Genomic DNA, 22738 nt, shown 5'->3' on the forward strand with positions numbered 1-22738 from the left:
GACAGCAAGAAATTTTATAAAAAATCCGATCGGGTTTGGTGAAAAATTTAGCAATAAAAAGGTGTGTTTAATATTATTGTCCACAAAGCATGATCAAGAAAGGATCTCTTTGTGGATCGTTTTTATTGGTCTAAGTTTTTGATTTTTTAGTTTTTAATTTCTTTTTTCTTGATTGATAAATAAGTTATTAATTAAGCAAAAAATAATTACAAACAGAGTTATCCACAGAAGTGGAGGTTGTCTGAATAACTCTTTTTTTATGTGAATTAATGAGCAAAGCAACGAAGGACAGTATTTTGTTGTTATTGAGTCATGGTATAGAATGAAATTCACTGATCATCAACCCTCTGGATATTACAGACTATGGCAAGAATTCCTGATAATCCGTTTATTTTAGTAGACGGCTCTTCTTATCTTTTCCGCGCATATCATGCTGCACCTAACTTCACTAATGGTGATGGACAACCAACAGGTGCGGTATATGGCGTAATTAACATGCTTCGTAGTCTGTTAAAGCAATTTGAAACTGATCGTATTGCGGTTATCTTCGATGCAAAGGGCAAAACGTTCCGTAACGATATGTACCCAGAGTACAAAGCAAATCGTCCACCAATGCCTGATGATCTGCGTTGTCAGATTGAGCCACTACACAAGCTAATTAAAGCGATGGGTTTGCCTTTAGTTTCTATTCCAGGCGTAGAAGCGGATGATGTAATCGGTACGTTAGCTTCTCAAGCATCAAAAGCTGGGATCCCAGTTCTTATCAGTACTGGTGATAAGGATATGGCACAATTAGTTGATGAAAATGTCACTCTGATTAATACCATGACTAATGTGATCATGGATCCTGAAGGTGTGGTTGAGAAGTTTGGTATTGGTCCAGAGCTTATTATTGATTACTTAGCATTAATGGGCGATAAGGTGGATAACATTCCTGGTGTTCCAGGTGTTGGTGATAAAACCGCTAAAGCATTATTGCAAGGCATTGGTGGTTTAGATGCTTTATATGAACATCTTGATGATATAGCTCCTCTTGGTTTCCGTGGTTCTAAAACCATGGCTAAAAAGCTAATTGATAACAAAGAAGGGGCTTACCTTTCTTATGAATTAGCAACGATTAAGTTGGATGTTGAACTGGATAAAACGCCAGAAGAGTTTGTTAAACAAGAGCCAAACGTAGATGAACTGATCCAAATGTTTGGTCAAATGAACTTTAAGCGTTGGTTAACTGAAATGTTAGATGGAAGCGACGGTAAGATCGTTTCACATGAAACATCGTCTAATAGCGTATCAACTTCAAGTAAGCAAGATGATGCAGAAGAAGAGCTAATTGTTGCCGCTCAAGTAGATCGTTCAAAATACGAAACGATTTTAACTAAAGAAGCGTTTAGCGTATGGCTAGACAAACTAAACAATGCCGATGTTGCGGCTTTTGATACTGAAACCGATAGCTTAGATTACATGGTTGCTAATCTTATTGGTTTATCATTTGCTGTAGAAGAAGGCGAAGCGGCTTATGTTCCCGTTGCACATGATTACCTTGATGCTCCAGAACAATTGGATCGTGATTGGGTACTTGAGCAGTTAAAGCCGTATTTAGAAGATGACAATAAAGCAAAAGTTGGTCAAAACTTAAAGTACGATGCGAGTGTTTTGGCGCGCTATGATATCGAAATGAAAGGCATTAAATTCGATACTATGCTTGAGTCTTATGTGTATAACAGCGTTGCTGGTAAGCACAATATGGACAGTTTGGCATTGCGTTACCTTCAACATAACACCATTTCATTTGAAGAAATTGCAGGTAAAGGTAAAAAGCAATTAACCTTTAACCAAATCGCTTTAGAGCAAGCTGCACCTTATGCCGCTGAAGATGCGGATATCACATTGCGTCTGCACCATGTATTGAATGCGAAATTAGAAGCCGATGAAAAACTAAAATCAGTATTTACAGATATTGAATTACCATTGGTATCTGTCCTTTCTCGTATGGAGAGAAAAGGCGTTTATATTGATGATATGTTGCTGTCAGCACAATCACTTGAAATCGGTCAGCGTTTAGATGAGTTAGAAAAAGCAGCATTTGAAGTTGCTGGTGAAGAGTTCAATATGAATTCACCAAAACAACTTCAAACCATTCTATTTGAGAAAATGGAACTGCCAGTAATTAAGAAGACACCTTCTGGAGCGGCATCGACAAATGAAGAAGTGCTGCAAGAGTTGGCGCTTGATTACCCATTGCCTAAATTGATTTTAGAGTACCGTGGCTTAGCGAAACTAAAATCGACCTATACAGATAAACTTCCTAAGATGATTAATCCATCTACAGGCCGTGTACATACCTCTTATCACCAAGCGGTAACAGCGACAGGTCGTTTATCATCAACCGATCCAAACTTACAGAATATTCCAATTCGTAACGAAGAAGGTCGCCGTATTCGCCAAGCGTTTGTTGCCCCTCATGGTTGGAAAATTCTAGCAGTCGATTACTCTCAAATTGAATTGCGTATTATGGCTCATTTATCTCAAGATAAAGCGCTATTAGCGGCTTTCTCGGCTGGTAAAGATATTCACGCAGCGACAGCAGCAGAAGTGAAGGGCGTGTCTATTGAAGAGGTGACTTCAGAAGATCGTCGTCGTGCTAAGGCGATTAACTTTGGTTTAATCTATGGCATGAGTGCGTTTGGTCTTGCTAAACAAATAGGGATCCCTCGTGGTGAAGCACAAGATTACATGAATGTGTATTTTGAGCGTTACCCAGGAGTGATGCAGTACATGGAAGAGACGCGTTTATTAGCGACTGAACAAGGTTATGTTGAGACGTTATATGGCCGTCGTCTGCACTTACCTGAAATCAATGCTCGAAATGGTATGCGTCGTAAAGCTGCAGAACGTGCAGCGATTAATGCCCCAATGCAAGGTACTGCTGCTGACATCATTAAGAAAGCGATGATCTTGGTTGATGAATGGGTTGAAACTGAAGGAAAAGATCGTGTGAATCTTTTAATGCAAGTGCACGATGAATTGGTTTTTGAAGTAAAAGAAGACGCATTAGATGAAGTGACGACTAAAGTAAGAGAACTCATGGAGCAAGCTGTTCAACTTGATGTTCCACTCGTTGCTGAAGCCGGTTTTGGTAATAACTGGGATGAAGCGCACTAATCTTGTGTCACAATCATTTGAATAAATGTATCTATCGATTAGTTACGTTACTGATTAAATTGTAATTCAGTTACAACTGAAATTAAAACTATGAGCCAGCGCACGCGTTGGCTTTTTTTTACCTAAAATAAAGTGAAGTTTGTCAGGTATTTGTTGTGTTTTTTGATACGAAACTGAAAAAAAATTACAAATAAAGGTTTTCAAAACTGTTCGTTTGTTGTACATTTATCTGCGTAGGGTACAGAGGTAAAGATGTTCTATCTTTCAGACCTTTTGTTTCACGTTATTGAATTTGGCTAAATTCAGCCGCCTCAGTCAACCTTTTTGACTGGGGCGTTTTTTCTTTCTGGCCTTCTAAAAACTCTTATCTGTGTTTTTCGCTTCTTGTAATTTTCCCACAATATGTAATTTTTATTACACGTTACTGAATTGATAATTTATTTTTTTAATTATCTTAAAACTTTGATTTTAAATTGATTTATTTGATTTGGTTCAATTTAAGTGTGTTTTTTTGAGTGCTTTTTAATCTTATTGATTTAATTAAAAATAGATAGATGTTGATGGGTTGGATATGTAGCGGATTTGTAGCATGATGCGCGGCAGAAAAATAATAACAACCTCTTTATCTCTCCCATTTCCCCACCTTACTTAAGGTGGGGTTTTTATTTCCCCAAAGCTAATGAATTACTCATCGGAGTGGGTAATAGTGCTAAATAGGGTTATTCAGTATCCAGATCTTCGATGAATTCATCATCTAGCTCAAAAGCAGGTGCAAACCACTCATCTAGTTTAGCGCGCAGCTTATCAACACCAATGCCTTTTAAAGATGAAAACGCATCAACTTCAACTTCGCCACCAAAATCAACAGCAGCTTCACGAACTTTAAGCACCTGTGCTTTACGAGCACCGCTTTTCAGCTTGTCTGCTTTCGTTAATAGGATTTGTACTGGGATATTTTGGTCTACAGCCCAGAAAACAAGTTGTTGGTCGATGTCTTTTAGTGGATGACGAATATCCATTAACACAACCAAGCCTTGTAAACATTGGCGTTTTTGTAGGTATTCACCTAACGATTTCTGCCATTTCTTTTTCATCTCAAGTGGTACTTGAGCGAAACCATATCCCGGTAAATCAACGATATGACAGTTTTCTTCAACTTTAAACAAGTTAATAAGCTGAGTACGACCAGGTGTTTTAGAAGTCTTTGCTAGGCTTTTCTGGTTGGTTAAGCGATTTAATGCGCTTGATTTACCCGCATTAGAACGGCCAGCGAAGGCAACTTCAATACCTTCATCTTCAGGTAGATGGCGAATATCTGGTGCACTCGTAATGAAATGCGTCTTTTGGTAGTGAATAGTTTTGCTCACTGGTTAACTCCGTCTCGACTAAAACCAAGCTGTAGATAATGATCCAAGTTGGATTATTGTAGTCAGCTGATTACTTTTTTGTGAAAATGTGTAAAATAACCGCATCAAGTTAGTCATTATTAACTTTTTAGTGACAAACTTAGAATGAAAACGGTAAAGGCCGCTCATTGTATCATGCTGTAGCCAATTTAGAGCGGTACTGGAAGCTTAATATCCAACACAATGTAAATAAATCTTGTTAAAAAGAGTAACTCATTGTGCAGGAACGATAATAATAAATGGAATGTCATGAAAAAATTAGCGCTGATATTAACTCTCCTAGCTAGTTGCTCAACATGGGCTCAAGGAGATATCGAAGCTGGGAAGCAAAAATCTGCAACATGTGCCGCTTGTCATGGTCAAGAAGGCAACAGTACTTTGACTCAATATCCGAATATTGCAGGCCAACACGCCGGCTATCTTGAGAAGCAACTTAAAGAATTTAAGTTAGGAATGGAAACTCAAGGTAAGCAAGGTCGTCTAGAGCCAGTAATGAGTGGTATGGCAATGCCATTAACAGAGCAAGATATTATGGATTTATCAGCCTATTTTGCCTCGTTACCAATGGCCGACAATACAACACCAGAAGAGGTGATTCCAGAAGGTAAAGCCTTGTACTTAGCGGGTGATATGGAGCGTGGTATTACTGCGTGTGTTGCATGTCATGGTCCTCGTGGTAACGGTACATCACTATCTGGCTTCCCTAAAATCTCTGGTCAACATGCTGATTATGTGAAAGCACAACTAGAGAAATTCCGTTCAGCAGATCGTGCAAATGATATGAATGCAATGATGCGTGATATTGCGAAAAAACTGACTGATGAAGACATTGATACGTTATCGAAATATGTGGGTGGACTGCATTAATTTAATGTAATTCGCATCATCATTACGTCTAAATTTAAAGAAGCAGCTCTCGTAGCTGTTTTTTTTATTAAAAAATCGGTTAAAACGATTATCTTTGCACCAGTATCGGGTATACTTCCCGCCCTAGAATTTTCAGGTAGTGGAGTGGGTTCACATGCAATCTTGCCCTTTGTGTCAACATTCTAAGGCTGATGATTTCCATCAAGATAAGCGACGTCGATATTATCGATGCCAGCAATGTCATCTTGTTTATGTGGATGAGTCTGACCGTTTAGATGCAGAGAACGAAAAAGCTCACTATGACCTCCATGAAAATAATCTTGACGATGAAGGGTATAGAACCTTCTTATCACGATTTGCAGAGCCTTTGTTGTCACGTGTTGGTGAGACACCTCAACAAGGACTAGACTTTGGGTGTGGTCCTGGACCTTTACTTGCTCATATGATGAGAGAGGCCGGTCACCACGTCGAACTTTATGATATTTATTACGCCCCAGATAAGAGCGTGCTGAATAAGCAGTATGACTTCGTCAGTTGTACAGAAGCTGTTGAGCATTTTTATCAACCTCAAAACGAACTGGAATTGTTATTGAGCTTGGTAAAACCTGGAGGTTGGTTAGGTATCATGACGAAACTAGCCAGGGACGAAAGCGCGTTTGCCACTTGGCATTACAAAAATGATTTAACCCATGTCAGCTTTTTTAGCATTGAAACCTTTGAGTTTATTGCCAAGCAATATCAACTTGAACTGGAGTTTGTTGGAAAAGATGTCATTTTACTGAGGAAAACCCAGTAATGAGCCGTATTAAAAAAGCCCGTAAGCCGGGAATGTCGAGCCAACCAGTTGTTGTTACTCGTAACCGTACAGACCGTGATGTTGAAAGTCGTGAACTTAAGCGTAAAAGAAAACGTAAAGGTTTAAAAGCCGGTGCTCGTAATGCAGAAAGCAACGCAGAGCAAGCTCGTCGTAATGCACAGAAAAAAGATCCACGTATTGGTAGTAAAAAACCAATTCAGCTAGTTGTTGATGCAAAGCAAAAAACAACTAAGCAAGAACGTCGTCTGACTAACGAGCAAGAACTAGCAATGTTAGAAAATGATGCGCAACTAATGGTTCTTTTAGATCGTCTAGACAGTGGTGAGAACCTAGGTACTGGTCTACAGAAATATGTAGATGAAAAACTGGCTCGCATTGAACACCTAATGGGTCGTTTAGGTCTATTAGATGACGAAGAGCCTGAAGAAATTGAAGAGTTCCCAGAGTTCGCAGAGCGTAAAGCAAAAAGTGATGATGATCTTCTAGCGGAATTTGATGACTTCAATATGGATGATTTTAAATAATTATGTCTACAGTAACCCTGTTAGCACTGCTTGGTGGTGCAATTATTCTTGCGTTAGCCGGTTATGCTGGCAGCTTACTGATGAAGTTAAAAAAGCAAAAAGAACTGCAAGAACAACATAGAAAATTGGCGATACAGAAACGTAACGCCAATATTTTTGAGAATGTGGTATTACTTTGCCAAGCCGGTCTTCAAGACCGATGTGATTTCTCAGAGCTCTCTATTCGTTTGTACTGCATCATGGATTATCTGCAAGAAGATGAGCGTATTGATGTAGAAAAAGAATACCCAGCATTATCTGAGTTATACCATGTTGTTAAAGACATGGCGCGTGGCGATGAAAGACAAGAACTCGCAAAAAAAGATCGAATGAAAGATAACTTGGTTCGAACTAAAGCGGAAGCTCGCCTACAAGATGCGATTAAAGAAGAGATTCAACAATTACATGATCGCGTTAAACCACTGAATCAAAATATTGATATTAAAATGATCTGATCGACACTTCTATTTACTACTGCATTGAAGTCATCGGCTTTATGAAGCAGATGTTTTATGATGCAGGGTAATCGTGTCAGTGCAGATATAAAGAGATGGAAGTAAGTCATGTCAAATCAACAAATAGTATGGGACCAAGAGATCATTGAGAAGTATAACTACTCAGGTCCGCGTTACACCTCTTACCCAACAGCTTTAGAGTTCCACGAAGCGTATACTCCTGCTGAATTTGATATGGCATGTACTCAGTATCCTGAGCGCCCACTTTCTCTTTATATCCACATCCCGTTTTGTCACAAACTGTGCTACTTCTGTGGCTGTAATAAGGTGATCACTCGTCATCACCATAAAGCGGATATTTACCTTGATTCACTAGAACTTGAAATTCGTCAACGTGCGGCACTATTTACGGATCGTAAAGTAACGCAATTGCACTTTGGTGGCGGTACACCAACGTTTCTAACTAAAGTTCAATTCACTCGTTTAATGACTTTATTACGTGGTGAATTCCAGTTTGAAGATGGCGCTGAAATCAGTATCGAAGTTGACCCTCGTGAAATCGAATTGGATATGCTGGATCACTTACGTGATGAAGGGTTCAATCGTTTAAGTATTGGTGTTCAAGATTTCAATAAAGAAGTACAGCAGTTGGTTAACCGCGACCAAGATGAAGACTTCATTATTCAGATGGTACAACGTGCTAAGGATCTTGGCTTCCGCTCAACGAACCTTGATTTAATCTACGGTTTACCAAAGCAATCTGCTGATTCATTAGCTAATACGATCAAACGTGTACTAGAAATGGAACCGGGTCGCCTATCTGTATTTAACTATGCGCACATGCCAACTCTGTTTGCTGCTCAACGTAAGATCAAAGATGCTGACCTGCCTGCGCCAACTGAAAAGCTAGTGATGCTTCAAGAGACGATTGAAACATTAACGGGTGCGGGCTATCAATTTATCGGTATGGATCACTTTGCCTTACCTGATGATGAATTAGCGGTAGCGCAGCGTGAAGGGGTTCTTCACCGTAACTTCCAAGGCTACACCACTCAAGGTGAGTGTGACTTATTGGGGATGGGCGTATCAGCGATTTCAATGATTGGTGATAGCTACGCTCAGAACAAGAAAGACCTAAAAGAATATTACGCACAAGTGAATGAACAACGTCATGCGTTATGGCGTGGTGTGGCTTTAGATAATGATGATTTAATTCGCCGCGAAGTGATTAAACAGCTTATCTGTAATTTCACGCTAGATACCAAAGCAATTGAAGCAGAGTTTAATTTGGACTTTGATACGTACTTTGCTGAAGACATTAAATTACTGCAAACTTTCATTAATGATGAGTTAGTGACAATGCATGAAGGTCGTATTGATGTTGAGCTTCGTGGCCGTCTTCTGATCCGTAATATCTGTATGTGTTTTGATAAGTACTTACGTGATCGTGCTCGTCAGCAGCAGTTTTCGAGAGTTATTTAATAATAGGGACGAGATACGAGTACGGACTTCGTCCTTAAGGGGCGAGTAAGAGCATTGCGACTTGTTTGCAAATTTGAAACCGTAGGTGTTAATGCACCTGCGGTTTTTTGTTTTTAAGAGCAAGGTTTCAGAGCGCTTCGCTTTCAGGATTGGTTATTTCTAGCCTTGGTACTAGCAACCCCCTCTAACTCCCCCTTATATTGGTTTGGTCGATATCAGTGATTTAATAGCAAAGGGGGAGAACCATCTTTGGTGCTGTAATTACAACGATGACAATACTGTTCCTCCCCTTGAGAGAGAAACTAATGAGATTAGTAATGTTGATATTAAGGGGAGGCTAGGAGGGGTTGGTAACGAATAACTAGAGGCGAATGCGGACTTCGTCCTTAAGGGGCGAGTAAGAGCTTTGTGACTTGTTTGCAAATTTGAAACCGTAGGTGTTAATGCACCTGCGGTTTTTTGTTTTTAAGAGCAAGATTTCAGGACGCTTCGCTGCAGGTTTCAGGATTGGTTATTTTTAGCTTTGGGTATTAGCAACCCCCTCTAACTCCCCCTTATATTGGCTTGGTCGATATCAATGATTCAGTGTTAAAGGGGGAGAGCCACCTTTGGCGCTGTAATTGCAACGATCACAATACAATTCCTCCCCTTGAGAGAGAAACTAATGAGATTAGTAATGTTGATATAAGGGGAGGCTAGGAGGGGTTGGTAAGGAATAACTAGAGACGAGATACGAGTACGGGCTTCGTCTTTAAGGGGGGAGTAAGAGCGTTGTGACTTGTTTGCAAATTTGAAACCGTAGGTGTTAATGCACCTACGGTTTTTTATTTTTAAGAGCAAGGTTTCAAGGCGCTTTGCTTGCAGGCTTCAGATATTGTTATTTTCTGTTTTGTGCAGTGATTACAGCGAGTACCCCTGAACCCTTTAAGGGAGCTTGCGACCGATCTGAACCCTGCTCTTAAGGCTTCACATTACGACTAATAGGATTCTGCAGCGAGATCAGCGTCTCCGTCGATTGCACTTCTTCAATCGCTTGAAGCTTATCAATCAACACATATTGCAGCTCTTCAATGCTTTTACACATCAGCTTTACGAAGATGTTGTAAGCACCTGTAGTGTAATAGGCTTCAACCACTTCCTCTAAGGCATCGAGTTTCGCTAAGGCAGAATGATAGTCACGTGCCGCGTATAGGTTAATACCAATAAAGCAGCATACATCGTAGCCCAAGGTTTTTGGGTTCACGACCACTTCTGTACCTTCAATAATGTTAGCCGCTTTCATTTTTTCAATACGAACATGAATGGTTGCAGGGCTGACATCAAAGCGTTTTGCCAGTTCAGCGTAAGGGGTTCGAGCATCATTCATTAACGCTTGTAAAATATCTCGGTCGAGATCATCGATTTTGCTGGTTTGGTTCATGATGCATCCTTACATAATGGGCAATCTTTAAATTACCTTAAGATAAGAGATTCGGCGAGCACTTTATCTAGTCGTTTTTATTAATATCCATTACCATAGGCACTGACTGTTCCTAATTATTAAGCTTGTTGGAGTGCCCTGTGCAAATAGCGTTATTGTCTGAAGATCCAAATCGTCAATCTGAGTTAGAGGCCATTGCCGCTCGCTGGGGATTAAAGCATGATGAAGATAATGTATTTGCGTTGGTGTTAACTGAGCAACAGCTAGAATTACGTAAACGTGATGAACCAAAGCTTGGTGCTATTTTTGTTGATTTGGTATCAGGTGCGGTTGCTCATCGTCGTAAATTTGGTGGTGGTAAAGGGCAATCTATTGCGAAAGCGGTGGGCTTAAACAAAGGTGCGACACCGATTGTACTTGATGGAACGGCAGGGTTAGGTCGAGATGCGTTTGTATTAGCTTCTCTTGGCTGTAAAGTTCAAATGGTTGAGCGTCATCCAGTTGTTGCCGCATTACTTGATGATGGATTAGCTCGAGCAAAACAAGACGCTGAGATAGGTGTGTGGGTTGCTGAGCGCATGTCGTTATTACACGCTTCAAGTCATGACGCATTAGAGCAATTGATGGCTCAAGATGATTTTGTGCAGCCGGATGTTGTGTATTTAGATCCTATGTATCCACACCCAGTGAATAAAAAGAAAAGCGCGTTAGTGAAAAAAGAAATGCGAGTCTTCCAATCTTTAGTTGGTGCAGATAATGATGCCGATGCACTGTTGGCACCGGCATTATTGATGGCGACAAAACGAGTGGTCGTTAAGCGCCCTGATTACGCAGAGTGGTTAGATAATCAAAAACCATCAATGGCGATTGAAACGAAAAAGAACCGTTTCGATGTTTACGTTAATGCCGCGATGGCTTAATCTTTAAATGGAACCACTAATACATCAATCGGACAGGTATTAATCACTTGTCTGGTTGATGATAGTAATTTACTCCAGAAGTCTTGGTGGTGCCCACAGACCACTAAGTTCACATCAAGATTTTCAATGGCTTCAGTCAATTCATTGCTTAAATCACCACTACTTACCAATGTTTTATGGATAGGATAATCCGAAAATTCCACCAGATGTTTCATCGCTTCTTTTGAGGCTTCCATTGCTTGGTGTTGTGTTTCTGCTAGGTTGATATCAATCAGACCGGTATAAAGCTCTGCATAGCTAACATCAATATGAATAAAAGAAACTTTAGCATCTAACGCTTTTGCAAGACCAACGGCTTTACTTACTAGTGCCTTGCTCTCTTCTGTTAAATCAACAGCAACAAGAATGTGTTGGTAACTCATGATATATCTCCTTTAAATTCAAAATTGAATTATTTGATAACTATAGATTAGCACCAGAATTGTTCTTTTTTTGTCGTTTAGATCTCGTTCTGATTGATAGTTATTGATTAATCAAAGAACGAGGGATATATGATATAATTGTTAAAATTTCAGATGAAAATAGCTCATAAAGGAATCTAAAAATGTTAGCTCAAACTATGGTTGATCACCTAAATGCACAAATTAATCTAGAATTTTTCTCATCTAATCTATACTTACAGATGAGTGCTTGGTGTGAAGATAAAGGTTTTGATGGCGCGGCTGAGTTTTTCCGAGCTCACGCAGCGGAAGAAATGGAACATATGCAACGTCTGTTTACTTATGTTAGCGAAACCGGTGCAATGCCAATTTTAGGTGCAATTGAAGCACCACAATCGGAATTCTCTGGCCTTGGTGATGTATTTCGTACAACGTTAGAGCATGAGCAAATGATCACTCAAGAGATCAACAAATTAGCTCATGTAGCTTTTACTTCTCAAGACTACTCAACGTTTAATTTCCTTCAATGGTATGTTGCTGAGCAGCATGAAGAAGAAAAATTATTCAAAGGAATTTTAGATAAAATTGACCTAGTAGGTGAAGATGGTAAAGCGCTGTTCTTTATTGATAAAGACCTCGCTGTTTTAGCTAAATCTGGATCTTCATCTATCATGGATAGTACTGCTGGGTAAGCTATACACCAGAAAGTCGTATGCCAACTATGATAAAAAGTAGATGAGGCAGTAAATATAGGTTGTTGCTTATCTAGCACTTTAGACAAGTATGTCGGAGGTGAGTATGATCAGTGGCGACCTAATTTTATTAGCGTTATTTACAGTGACAGGTATTAATATAATTCGATACCTAAGTACATTAAAAACCCTTCTTTTTGTTATGAGAGAGGCACATCCATTGCTGTATCAGCAGGTTGATGGACGTGGTTTTTTCACCACTCATGGAAATTTTAGTAAGCAGACCAAATTACTTCATTATTTATGGCAAGAAGAGTATCTCGATCATCATGATACGCTCTTTGTATTTAAATGTGAGAAAGCTCGTTATCTATTTATGTTATCTAGTGCGCTACTGGTTGTTAGTGTTGCGGTGTTTTTCTTAGTAATTAGTTTGGGCATCTAGCGCTGATAATAGTACACTCCATGCCAATTAAATTTGGGTGAGAGTGTCATGAAAAAAGTAGACGTAGTCGTTATCGGTGCCGGTGCTGCCGGATTAATGTGTGCAGCAGAAGCCGCTAAGCGTGGTCGTTCAGTATTAGTTGTTGATCATGCAAAAAAACCGGGGCGTAAAATCCTTATTTCAGGTGGTGGTCGCTGTAATTTCACTAATTGCGATGTGACTGCGAGTAACTATGTCTGTCAAAACCCTCACTTTGTAAAATCGGCTTTATCTCAGTACACCAACTGGGACTTTATCTCTTTGATCTCTAAATACGGAATTGAATTTGAAGAGCGCGATCATGGGCAACTTTTCTGTGTTGATTCAGCAAAAGATATTGTCGATATGTTGCTTAAAGAGTGTGAATTAGTTGGTGTTAATTACCGTTATCGCTGTGAAATCTCTGACATTGAAAAAACGGACACAGGCTTTACGCTCATGCTTGATTCAGATGAGTTAGCGTGTGAGTCTCTGGTGGTCGCAACGGGTGGTTTATCGATGCCAAAATTAGGTGCAACGCCATTTGGTTATCAGATTGCTGAGCAGTTTGGACTTTCTATGATACCAACGACTGCGGGCTTAGTGCCATTCACACTGCATAAAGAAGATAAAGAAGCATTTTCTGAACTGTCTGGTATTGCGATTCCTGTTGTTGTGGAATCAGAGAACGGTAGCAGCTTTAAAGAAAACTTATTGTTTACTCATCGTGGTTTATCTGGCCCGTCTATTTTACAAATTTCGTCTTATTGGAAAGCAGGACAAAGGGTAACGATTGACCTTCTTCCTAATGACGATTTAAGTGAAGAACTAGACAAAATGCGAGAGAGCAACCCAAATCAAAGCATCAAGAATTCACTTGCAAAATTATTACCCAAAAGAGTAGTTGAAACTTTGCTAAATAAGACTATTTTTAATGAGCGATCTCTAAAACAAGTCAATCCAAAAGAGCAACAAGAGTTATGCTCTTTACTTCACAAATGGCAAGTTTTACCAAATGGAACAGAAGGCTACAGAACAGCTGAGGTGACATTAGGTGGGGTAAATACAGACGAATTGTCTTCAAAAACAATGGAGTCTAAGAAAGTGCCTGGCTTGTATTTTGTCGGTGAAGTCATGGATGTGAGTGGTTGGCTTGGTGGCTATAATTTCCAATGGGCATGGTCTAGCGGATATGTAGCAGGAATTAATGTGTAGTTAGTTCCATTTTTTACACCTTTGTTCGCCTTAATTTTATAAAACGCATACGTTTCTACCGTTTCAGTTATGGATGACATGTTGTTAATTTTATTTTTATAAGGGCTTAATAAATAATGCAAACTCTCTCATTTAGTGTTCAAAGTATTACGCATCTTAAAGAAGAGTGTGATTCACTATTAATAGAGAGGGCATCAGGATGTTTAATTCAGATATTCTCTTCTCAATCGATGGAAGAAGTCTCTACTTATCATTCCTTTTTACAGTGCTTATTTCCTCACGCTGAGATCGTCGGTCTCAGCGCGATTCATACCAGTATCAATTCCTCGGTATTCACTCAATCAACCATTGTATCTATCTCTACTTTTGATTCTTCAACCGTGACATCAGCGTCAATTGTCCATGGTGAAAATGAACCACTTGTTGGTCATCAATTATTAAGAAAATTATCCGTTAATCAGACGACAAAAAGCGTTATTGCCTTTAGTTGTTATGGCTCTGCAAGTAATTACAAACTCTTTGAAGCTTTTTCTGAGCAAGCTTACATTGTTCCTGTATCGGGCTGTGTAGCGACGAATACAGGTGAAGGAGCTTGGGTTCTGTTTAATGGTGAATTTTATCAAGACCAAATCGTTGCGGTTGCTTTACATGGTGAGAAATTACAGGCTTGGTATGAAGCTTTTGTTGAATGGAATCCGATTGGTAAATATTTTCGAGTTACTGCTTCTGAAGGTCGAGTGGTTAAAGCGATTGACCATATTCCTGCGTACGATTTTTATTGTAAGTACTTAGCTGACAACAAACCACTTGCGCTTAGCCAGATTCAAGCTTTTCCTTTAATGCTAGAGGAAGACACGGCACGCATTATTAATACGGTTGAATCAATAACCAAAGAAGGGCATTTATTGTTTTCTGCTGAAGTGCCTGTTGGTGATGAGGTTAGATTATCGTATTACCATCCGTCATTAACGCAAGAGCAAGTGAACCAAGGTGCGGCTCGTTTGGCGAATCGACGACCTGAATCTATTTTTATTTATAACTGTGAATCGCGGATTGAAAATAGTACTGAATCAACAGAATTACAGGCGTTTTCTGATGTTGGTTTATGCCAGGGTGTTTATGGAATGGGAGAGTTTTTCCGATCTCATAATCAGCAGATTTTACACCACAGTTTAACCTATCTTGCGTTAAGTGAATCAGAAGACGTCGCATCAGAATACGATACTTTTTCTCGTGCGCCACGTGTTCATAATTTAACGCCTCTGTTTTCATTAATTAAAAATTCAATTCAAGATTTGGATCATATGACTTCTGAATTGGAAGATAAAATTAGAGAGCAGTCATTGCGTTTAATTCAAACCTACCGTACAGATAGAAGAACGGGATTACTTAATCGCACGGTATTGAAAGAGCGACTTTCCCATATAGCGCTAACGGATCATTTACTCTCTTTTAAATTAACTAATTTAAGCCAAGTGAATGAAAAGTATGGTTACCATGTTGGTGATAAGTTACTGCAAGATATTAGTTATTATATGAAAGAGCATCTAGGCTTAGCGATTGAGTCTGAAATTGAGCTCTACAGTATTGGTATTGCTGAGTGGGGTGTCATATTTAATAGTGATACTGCCAGTGAGGTATTACGTAAGCAGATTACTGGTTTTATTGAAAAACTAGAGCATGAAAATTTTGAACCTTATGGTTTAGATGATGTGGATTATTTAAGTGTTTCTATCTCTGGTGGTCTTATTAGTCGACGTGATTTTCCAACCATTGCTTCTGAAGACTTAATTCTAAAAACCGTAGAGGCAAGACGAATTGCTATGCGTCGTAATCGTCATTTGTGCAATGCCAGAGAGTTAATGAAAGAAGAGCGTTCCCGTCAAAATCAATTGGATTGGCTTACTTGTGTTAACCGAGCGATTTCTCAAAAAGGCGTACTGGTTTATGGTCAACCTATTTTTAAAGCGCATACACATGAGTTGGCATCAACAGAATGTTTAATGCGAATTCAAGAAGACGACCAAATATTTGCTCCGGGACAGTTTTTACCGGCTGTTGAGGGGACGCATCTTTATACTCGCTTAAGCCGAGAAATGATTTCGAGTATCTTTGAGATCATGCAATCGAATGATCTGACATTCTCGATTAATTTATCTCCTCAAGATTTATTAAGTGATAGAACACTAGATTTATTAGAGTCATCCATGATCCGTTTAGATAACCCAATGCGAGTGGGATTTGAAGTGTTAGAAACGGAACAAATTCAAGATTATGGGCATATCATTGAAGTATGTAATCATTTCAGACGCTTAGGTGCGCGAATTATTATTGATGATTTCGGTTCAGGTTATTCCAATATTGATGCGATCATGAAATTAGAGCCTCAGGTTATTAAGCTTGATGGTTCAATTATCAAAAATGTGCATCAAGATAAGAGACAGCGTTTGATCTCTCAGCAAATGGTACAGCTTTGTCATGTATTAGATGCCAAAGCTGTGGCCGAGTTTGTTCATAACCAAGAGGTGTGTTCAATTGTTGAAGACATGGGTGTGGATTATTTACAAGGTTACTTTTTAGGTGAGCCCAAACCGCTACACATTAAGAAGTAAATTTATGTCCACTTCGTTCAGCTTGAAACACAGTTAAAAACTGATCGTAATAACACGAAAGAGCTTGAGCATTTTCAGGCTCTTTTACCATTTCTAACACTTCAATTCCGGCTTCGCACGTACATAGGTTACCTTCACTTTGATTTCTACGTAAGTGATAGCGAGATGCTTCGTCAGTTTGAATCTCCAAACAAGGTAATGCCTTTAACCAAGGACTTTTATTGACCATTTTCTTTGCTTCTTGCCATGTCGCATCGAGTAGTACAAAAAGTTGTTTTTTGGTTGAATCATGTCGATGGTAAAAATCACCACTGAGTACTGGTTCTGTACTTGGGAAGAGTAACCAGGTTTCAGTGTCTGCTTGGTTTATTTTATTAATAAGCGCTTGAGGTGGCTCTTTTCGTTGCCATGTATATTCCGTTGTATTCGATAAACTATTGAGGATCAGCTTACCTGTATTAGTGAGTTTGTGGCGTTCGTTTTCATGATAGAGCAACGCAAACTCAATATTTGAGTTTAAATTTGGTTGATGTGCGCAAATACAATTATGAGTAAATCCACAAGTAGAGCAGGTCATGAATACATCCATTATTGAGCCGTTGAGAATAGAGTTAACCCTGATTTTATTGGAAAGGTAACGCCATTCACTGTCTCCTTATCCGTATGGATTTGTTTCCCTTTTTTAGTGAATGTTCGTTCAGCAATTAAATATTGGCGTTGATGACGGCTCATTAATACGTGTACATGATCATCACGAGTTGCCTGCCATACTCCCGTCTCAACTAATGGGTCTTCACCCGTTTGATTATCATAGGTAGTGATTGCTGAGTGATCAGGGTTTAAAACCAGATTAATGTTTAATCCTGGTGTTGTTAGCGTGCTGGTTCCTTGGTAAGTACCAACCCAATTAAGCGTAGTATCTTTGGGTGCTAATGTCCCACAACCCTTATAGGTCGTATCATTAACCGTGATTTCTGAATTCCAACCATAAATAGATTCAACCATACTGTCGTTGCATAGACCTTTTGTCATGATTAATGAGAAATTTTCGCTTTGGTATTCTCGTCTTGTCGGAGTAAATTCCTGTTTGGTGATAGGCTGTTTTTGGGTTTGATTTCCCATTTGAGAAAAGATTAATTCTCCATCTTTTACCTGCATATTCCAAAAAGGTTCATTACCAAATGCTTTGGTTGGTTGTGGTGGTTGAGCACAACTTGGACCTTCGCCTGCAACTAAGCGATTAATATGCGACACAACAAATCGAGCAGGGTAGTCGCTAGAAAAACCGCCTTTTGGTGGCGCTTCAAAATGACCAATAAATTCACCATACATTGCTTGGTAAGGCGTTGATTGAATGTCTGTTCCCGCTTTCCATTGTCTTGGAGATAGGTTTATCCAGTACTGTTGATCACTATTACAAGGCTGAATACTTTGAGACTCATGACCAATGATTACTGTACCTCTCAACATAAAAGTATGAGGTGAGTTAATCTCATCTTGTTGAGCTACCATATTATTTTTAGGTGCTGATGTTTCTTGGCTGCACCCAGTCAATAATAGCAATGTGGCACTAATTAGAGTGGTTAATGATGTTTTCATTATAGGATTCTCAACATGGTTGGTTTAACTCTGGGAGTGAGTATGCCATAGGACATGATAAATGCGTGAAAATTCACCTTTGTCAGAGCTATTAGTAGGATTTTAGCGTAAAATGCCGGGGTTATTTTAAATGAGTAAAGAGAGCTAAGAAAAATATGAGTTGGAACCTTTCGCCTTCAGACGTATTTAGTGCATCACCAGTTGTTCCTGTTATGGTTATCGAACAATTGGAAGACGCTGTACCAATGGCTCAAGCACTTGCAGCTGGTGGAATTAATGTGTTCGAAATTACGCTTCGAACAGCGGTTGCTTTAGAGGCAATTACTGCAATTCGTAAAGCGATGCCAAAAGCATTGGTAGGCGCTGGTACTGTTATTAGTACGCATCAGTATGACCAAGCTGTTGAAGCGGGTGCTCAATTTATTATTTCTCCAGGATTTACACCAAGTTTGTTAGCCCATGCAAAAACTGCGGATGTTCCACTAATCCCTGGTGTTGCAACGCCTTCTGAGGTTATTCGAGCAATTGAATTAGGTTACTCTCATCTTAAGTTTTTCCCTGCAAGTGCATTTGGTGGTCCATCAGTATTAAAAGCGATGGCTGCACCATTACCACAAGTTCAATTCTGTCCAACTGGCGGTATTAATCCACAAAACGTAAATGACTACACAGCATTAGATTGTGTGGCCACAGTGGGTGGTTCTTGGATGCTACCAAAAGATGCAGTAGCGGCAAAAGATTGGAATAAAGTAACGTTATTAGCAAAAGAAGCGGTTGAGCTAATTAAGTAACCGCCCTTATTTTTGTCACGCCTGAGTATGATGCATCAGGTGTGACAACTCTTCCCATTGTTCTATTGGTAATGGTTTACTGTATAAGTAACCTTGTGCAATATCACAGCCTAATGAACGCAATATCTCTGCTTGTTCTTTTGTTTCAATTCCTTCCGCTACAATGGATACATTAAACCCCTTTGCCATATGAATAATCGCACTCGTTATTGATGTGTCGGCATTTTCACGAGTTAAGCTTTTCACAAATGAGCGGTCGATTTTCAAGCAATCAAAGGGCAGTGTGTGTAAGTATGAAAGTGACGAGTAGCCTGTACCAAAATCATCAATTGCAATATGCACACCAAGCGCTCGAACCTTATTTAACAATTCAATAATAAAAATATCGTTATTTAATAAACGAGATTCAATGATTTCTAAACTTAAGTTTTTAGGTTTAAGACCGGATTCTATTAACGCATCTTGTAAGCGTTGAAAGCTATTTCCATCATGCAGTTGCTCTGTTGATACATTTACATGCATAACAAAGTCTTCTGGCCATTCACCTGATGCAATTTTCTGTGCAGTGTCGATGCACGCTTGTCTTAATACCATACGACCAATATTGATTATCATGCCGTTATCCTCAGCAAGAGGAATAAATTCATTTGGTGATACGATTCCTCGTTGTGGTGAATTCCAACGAATTAACGCTTCTGCACCATGAATTTTACCGTCTTCAAAGTTCACTAATGGTTGATAGTAAGGGAGTAGCTCTTCATTTTTTATTGCGTGCGATAACTCTGCAGCTAACTTGGTTTTTTTCTGAGAGATGTCGGCCATATAAGGTTCAAACACAGCCAGTTTGCTTGATTTGCTTTGTGCATAAGCAAGAGCCAGACTCGCGCTACGTAGCCAGTGCATCGCATTGTGGTTATTTAATTGATAAACCAACCCCGTAGATAATTGGATAACAACCTCACCAGAGGCGGATTGTATAGGAGTATTAAATATAGACTGCAGCTGCTGGGCGTAATTAATTAACTCTTGAATATCATCAATATGATAAAAGAAAAGAGCAAACTCAGCGCCACCAATGCGGGCCATTTCTATATTTTGATCTTGATAGTGCGTTTTTAATCGCTCTGAAATATCAATAAGAAGATGGTCACCACTTAAGTGTCCAACAGAGTCATTGATGTCTCGAAAACCATTAATGGTAAAAGAAATGAGTCCTGAATTATCAGTAATGGCAGGAGAAATAACGTTATCGAGACCTGTTCGACTGTATAAATGAGTCAGTGAGTCGTAGGTTACTTTATCTTGTAACTCTTGAAATGATCGTTTTAGGTTGTTTGCCATAAATTTAAACGAGCGAGTTAGAACCATGACTTCTTGAGTTGTGCAATTAATTGGCAAAGGCGTATCCCAATTTCCTTGAGCTAGCTCCTTTGCTGAATTGGCGGTATCAATAATCGGCTTTATTAATTTTCGAATGACATAAACCGCAAGTACAAAAGCGATAAGGCAGGCGATAACGGTAATAATAATGGTGAACTGTCGGCGCTGTGGCAATGCCCCAAGTAGAGTTGATTCTGGTATTGATGCAATGATATAGCCTTCAACAGGAATACGTTGCCTGAAAGGGCTGATCATCATAAAGTGTTTTTGGCCATCAATATTTAGTGAAATTATTTTTTCTTGTAATGCATTATCAAATCCTACTTTTTCAATATATAGAATTGTCTCTTTAACTATTGTGTTCTCAATGGTGTCTATGCGCGAGATATCATGATGCATTGGCGCATTAGGCGTATGATCTGAATGTAGCCAGACGGTTCCATTACTATCAACAATAGAGATGTTTCCGTTGATTTCATTGGCTTCTTTATCTAAAAACTTATTGAAAGAGGAAAGTAAAACATCCGTTGTAATGACCCCCTCTAACCCTTTGTTTTTATTATAAACAGGGGTTATAGCTGACAATAGCGAGGACGCATGTTCTTCTACGTTAGAATAAATATCACTCCATCGAGCTTTCGGGTTTTCGAGTGATTTTTGATACCAAGGTCGAAGTCTAGGGTCATAATTTTTGATTATGTTAAGTATTGGGGTATTTGAGTTATCCCCATTATAAATATATAAATGATTGTCTATATTTTGTTTTTTTAAAAATAAAGATATGGTGTTATCACTTCTATTTTTTCTAAAACCAATGTAATCGCCTTGTTGACTTCCGTAACCAATAATATCAACTTGGTTCAGAGTACTGACTTCTTTTTTTAAGTTTTGATTTAGGTAACGCTGTAGCTTCTTAGCGTTTTCTGGCAAATAAAGCTCATTACGCTCAATCGTATTGCGCATATTGATATTGGCGTTTAATGGGTCTTCTAATTGATGGTAAAGAGCCGCATCGATACTACGAGAGGAAGAATCTAATAACTTTTCACTGATGTGACTGATCATGTCTCTATAAATGCTTGCTTGGCTGTTAAGTACCACTGTCATGATCAAAGTAAAAATGATCATAAATGGGACAGTAATAGCAAACCTTAGAGATATGTTGTTTTTACATGACATAAAAATAGCGACCAGAATCACATTTAATAGAATGGAGTCGCGTATGCTATCAGCAATAGAAAAGAGAAATATGTCTCAATTGTTGGATGGCGAGAGATTGTTCAGTTTGACGTTTAAAGTAGGGACGAGAGTTGAGTGCGCTTTGTTAAAGGAATAAGCAAAAGTGAGAGGACTGGTGTTGGTATTACAACACCAGTTATATTATTTTTTAGACCCTAGACCCTAGACCCTAGACCCTAGACCCTATAGTTTCTAGCGCTTAGCTGCGATATCTCGCAATGCTTGTTTCTCAGCCTCGCTTAAGAAAGCTAAGTCTAAACCATTAATTTGAATTTGTTTAAGTTGCTCTGGCGTTAAGCCAACTTTTGGTGCCGCAACTTCATACTCATGAGGTAACTCAATTCCCTCAACCGCTGGGTCATCGGTATTAAGACACGCTTTAACACCGTACTCTAAGAATGTCTTAATTGGGTGAGATTCAAATGAAGCAACCGTACTCGTTTGGATGTTAGAGGTTAAGCAAGACTCAATACCAATGTTGTTTTTAGCTAGATATTCCATCAGTTTTGGATCTTCAATGGCTTTAACACCATGACCAATTCGTACAGCGCCAAGCTCATTAATTGCTTGCCACATACTTGCAGCACCTGCTGCTTCACCTGCGTGTACAGTGACACGAAGATCTGCGTCTTTCACTTGTTTAAAGTGATTCACAAAAAGGTCACCTGGTTGGCCTAACTCATCACCAGCAAGGTCGATTGCAACTAATTTGTTTTTTTGAGTCAGTAGGCCATCTAATTCTTGTTGGCAAGCATCTTGACCAAAGGTACGACTCATAATACCGATTAAGTTAGCCTTAATACCAAAATCACGACAACCGGCTTCTACACCATCAACAACCGCTTCAACAACACCAGCAATAGGTAAATTGTGTTTCATTGCCATGTAGTATGGTGAAAAGCGTAATTCAGCGTAATCAATTTGAGCGTTCATTGCGTCTTGAACATTTTCATATGCCACACGACGACAGGCATCTAAATCACCAAGAACAGCAACACCCCAATCAAGTTTCGATAAGAAAGCCACAAGACTTGGCTCGGCTTCCACAATTTGTACGTGAGGGCGAAGTGCTTCGATATCATACGCAGGTAGATCTAAACCGAACTTTTGACCTAAATCCAAAATGGTTTCAATGCGAATATTTCCATCAAGGTGACGGTGTAGATCCGTTAAAGGAAGTTGTTTAATGATCATTATTATTTTCCTAAAAAGTGT

General features: G+C 39.2%; 19 protein-coding genes. 12 read left to right on the forward strand and 7 right to left on the reverse strand.

Going from position 1 to position 22738, the window contains the following annotated elements; translation table 11 throughout:
• Window positions 1-363: 363 nt before the first annotated feature.
• Entirely contained in the window at window positions 364-3162 is a 2799-nt protein-coding gene (gene polA, locus HC728_RS16320; protein ID WP_017018903.1) for a DNA polymerase I, read from the forward strand.
• Between the two features lie 719 nt (window positions 3163-3881).
• Here the strand turns inward: polA and yihA are convergent.
• A complete protein-coding gene (gene yihA, locus HC728_RS16325) occupies window positions 3882-4529 on the reverse strand; it encodes a ribosome biogenesis GTP-binding protein YihA/YsxC (protein ID WP_190395759.1) in 648 nt (215 codons plus the stop codon).
• 288 nt (window positions 4530-4817) lie between these two features.
• Here yihA and HC728_RS16330 point away from each other — a divergent pair, with 288 nt between their 5' ends.
• From HC728_RS16330 to hemN, 5 genes are all read left to right on the forward strand, one after another.
• Window positions 4818-5435, forward strand: a complete 618-nt coding sequence (locus tag HC728_RS16330) for a cytochrome c (RefSeq protein WP_011260948.1) — start codon at window positions 4818-4820, stop codon at window positions 5433-5435.
• Window positions 5436-5589: 154 nt separating this feature from the next.
• Window positions 5590-6231 (forward strand): class I SAM-dependent methyltransferase, encoded by a 642-nt coding sequence (locus HC728_RS16335; RefSeq protein ID WP_011260949.1) that lies wholly within the window; start codon window positions 5590-5592, stop codon window positions 6229-6231.
• Window positions 6231-6776, forward strand: a complete 546-nt coding sequence (gene yihI, locus HC728_RS16340; RefSeq protein ID WP_005416931.1) for a Der GTPase-activating protein YihI — start codon at window positions 6231-6233, stop codon at window positions 6774-6776. Before HC728_RS16335 ends, yihI begins: the two co-directional genes overlap by 1 nt.
• A 2-nt stretch (window positions 6777-6778) precedes the next feature.
• Window positions 6779-7270 (forward strand): DUF2489 domain-containing protein, encoded by a 492-nt coding sequence (locus HC728_RS16345; protein WP_012532708.1) that lies wholly within the window; start codon window positions 6779-6781, stop codon window positions 7268-7270.
• Window positions 7271-7378: 108 nt separating this feature from the next.
• Window positions 7379-8752 carry an oxygen-independent coproporphyrinogen III oxidase gene (gene hemN, locus HC728_RS16350; RefSeq protein WP_017018902.1) on the forward strand — a complete coding sequence of 458 codons (1374 nt, stop codon included), beginning with the start codon at window positions 7379-7381 and terminating at the stop codon, window positions 8750-8752.
• Between the two features lie 958 nt (window positions 8753-9710).
• On the opposite strand, the gene asnC is transcribed toward hemN, so the two are convergent.
• On the reverse strand, window positions 9711-10172 hold the full coding sequence (gene asnC / locus HC728_RS16355) for a transcriptional regulator AsnC (protein ID WP_012532760.1): 462 nt from the start codon (window positions 10170-10172) through the stop codon (window positions 9711-9713).
• Between the two features lie 140 nt (window positions 10173-10312).
• On the opposite strand from asnC, the gene HC728_RS16360 reads away from it, so the two are divergent.
• Window positions 10313-11092 (forward strand): class I SAM-dependent methyltransferase, encoded by a 780-nt coding sequence (locus tag HC728_RS16360; protein WP_012532851.1) that lies wholly within the window; start codon window positions 10313-10315, stop codon window positions 11090-11092.
• Here the strand turns inward: HC728_RS16360 and HC728_RS16365 are convergent.
• Entirely contained in the window at window positions 11089-11514 is a 426-nt protein-coding gene (locus HC728_RS16365; RefSeq protein ID WP_190395760.1) for a universal stress protein, read from the reverse strand. The two genes, HC728_RS16360 and HC728_RS16365, sit on opposite strands and share 4 nt — an antisense overlap.
• A gap of 182 nt (window positions 11515-11696) precedes the next feature.
• Between HC728_RS16365 and ftnA the strand changes: the two genes are divergently transcribed.
• The 4 genes from ftnA to HC728_RS16385 all read left to right on the forward strand — a co-directional run bounded on the left by ftnA (window position 11697) and on the right by HC728_RS16385 (window position 16514).
• On the forward strand, window positions 11697-12224 hold the full coding sequence (ftnA, locus tag HC728_RS16370) for a non-heme ferritin (RefSeq protein ID WP_012532788.1): 528 nt from the start codon (window positions 11697-11699) through the stop codon (window positions 12222-12224).
• A 106-nt stretch (window positions 12225-12330) separates the two neighbouring features.
• Entirely contained in the window at window positions 12331-12669 is a 339-nt protein-coding gene (gene uspB, locus HC728_RS16375) for a universal stress protein UspB (RefSeq protein WP_190395761.1), read from the forward strand.
• A gap of 48 nt (window positions 12670-12717) precedes the next feature.
• Window positions 12718-13902, forward strand: coding sequence for an NAD(P)/FAD-dependent oxidoreductase (locus HC728_RS16380; RefSeq protein ID WP_190395762.1), 1185 nt, complete (start codon window positions 12718-12720; stop codon window positions 13900-13902).
• A gap of 116 nt (window positions 13903-14018) precedes the next feature.
• Complete coding sequence (locus tag HC728_RS16385; RefSeq protein ID WP_026029356.1) at window positions 14019-16514, forward strand: EAL domain-containing protein; 2496 nt, start codon at window positions 14019-14021, stop codon at window positions 16512-16514.
• Here HC728_RS16385 and HC728_RS16390 read toward each other — a convergent pair.
• The gene (locus HC728_RS16390) at window positions 16504-17091 is read right to left on the reverse strand and encodes a tRNA-uridine aminocarboxypropyltransferase (protein WP_017019544.1); all 588 of its coding nucleotides are present in this window, start codon (window positions 17089-17091) and stop codon (window positions 16504-16506) included. The two genes, HC728_RS16385 and HC728_RS16390, sit on opposite strands and share 11 nt — an antisense overlap.
• 11 nt (window positions 17092-17102) lie before the next feature.
• A complete protein-coding gene (locus HC728_RS16395) occupies window positions 17103-18113 on the reverse strand; it encodes a hypothetical protein (RefSeq protein WP_190395763.1) in 1011 nt (336 codons plus the stop codon).
• A gap of 155 nt (window positions 18114-18268) precedes the next feature.
• On the opposite strand from HC728_RS16395, the gene HC728_RS16400 reads away from it, so the two are divergent.
• Entirely contained in the window at window positions 18269-18904 is a 636-nt protein-coding gene (locus HC728_RS16400; RefSeq protein WP_005416953.1) for a bifunctional 4-hydroxy-2-oxoglutarate aldolase/2-dehydro-3-deoxy-phosphogluconate aldolase, read from the forward strand.
• 15 nt (window positions 18905-18919) lie between these two features.
• On the opposite strand, the gene HC728_RS16405 is transcribed toward HC728_RS16400, so the two are convergent.
• A complete protein-coding gene (locus HC728_RS16405; protein ID WP_238933819.1) occupies window positions 18920-21412 on the reverse strand; it encodes an EAL domain-containing protein in 2493 nt (830 codons plus the stop codon).
• Window positions 21413-21715: 303 nt separating this feature from the next.
• On the reverse strand, window positions 21716-22717 hold the full coding sequence (gene add, locus HC728_RS16410) for an adenosine deaminase (RefSeq protein ID WP_017019540.1): 1002 nt from the start codon (window positions 22715-22717) through the stop codon (window positions 21716-21718).
• Window positions 22718-22738: the final 21 nt, after the last annotated feature.

Origin of the sequence: Aliivibrio sp. S10_S31 (assembly GCF_014694495.1) — a bacterium.
GTDB classification, from domain to species: Bacteria; Pseudomonadota; Gammaproteobacteria; order Enterobacterales; family Vibrionaceae; genus Aliivibrio; species Aliivibrio fischeri.

Bases quoted from the DNA above. Each gene is read 5' to 3' on its own strand.
- polA (WP_017018903.1), top strand. From the start codon at position 364: ATGGCAAGAATTCCTGATAATCCGTTTATTTTAGTAGACGGCTCTTCT.
- HC728_RS16330 (WP_011260948.1), top strand. From the start codon at position 4,818: ATGAAAAAATTAGCGCTGATATTAACTCTCCTAGCTAGTTGCTCAACA.
- HC728_RS16335 (WP_011260949.1), top strand. From the start codon at position 5,590: ATGCAATCTTGCCCTTTGTGTCAACATTCTAAGGCTGATGATTTCCAT.
- yihI (WP_005416931.1), top strand. From the start codon at position 6,231: ATGAGCCGTATTAAAAAAGCCCGTAAGCCGGGAATGTCGAGCCAACCA.
- HC728_RS16345 (WP_012532708.1), top strand. From the start codon at position 6,779: ATGTCTACAGTAACCCTGTTAGCACTGCTTGGTGGTGCAATTATTCTT.
- hemN (WP_017018902.1), top strand. From the start codon at position 7,379: ATGTCAAATCAACAAATAGTATGGGACCAAGAGATCATTGAGAAGTAT.
- asnC (WP_012532760.1), bottom strand. From the start codon at position 10,172: ATGAACCAAACCAGCAAAATCGATGATCTCGACCGAGATATTTTACAA.
- HC728_RS16365 (WP_190395760.1), bottom strand. From the start codon at position 11,514: ATGAGTTACCAACACATTCTTGTTGCTGTTGATTTAACAGAAGAGAGC.
- ftnA (WP_012532788.1), top strand. From the start codon at position 11,697: ATGTTAGCTCAAACTATGGTTGATCACCTAAATGCACAAATTAATCTA.
- uspB (WP_190395761.1), top strand. From the start codon at position 12,331: ATGATCAGTGGCGACCTAATTTTATTAGCGTTATTTACAGTGACAGGT.
- HC728_RS16380 (WP_190395762.1), top strand. From the start codon at position 12,718: ATGAAAAAAGTAGACGTAGTCGTTATCGGTGCCGGTGCTGCCGGATTA.
- HC728_RS16385 (WP_026029356.1), top strand. From the start codon at position 14,019: ATGCAAACTCTCTCATTTAGTGTTCAAAGTATTACGCATCTTAAAGAA.
- HC728_RS16390 (WP_017019544.1), bottom strand. From the start codon at position 17,091: ATGACCTGCTCTACTTGTGGATTTACTCATAATTGTATTTGCGCACAT.
- HC728_RS16395 (WP_190395763.1), bottom strand. From the start codon at position 18,113: ATGAAAACATCATTAACCACTCTAATTAGTGCCACATTGCTATTATTG.
- HC728_RS16400 (WP_005416953.1), top strand. From the start codon at position 18,269: ATGAGTTGGAACCTTTCGCCTTCAGACGTATTTAGTGCATCACCAGTT.
- HC728_RS16405 (WP_238933819.1), bottom strand. From the start codon at position 21,412: ATGATCATTTTTACTTTGATCATGACAGTGGTACTTAACAGCCAAGCA.
- add (WP_017019540.1), bottom strand. From the start codon at position 22,717: ATGATCATTAAACAACTTCCTTTAACGGATCTACACCGTCACCTTGAT.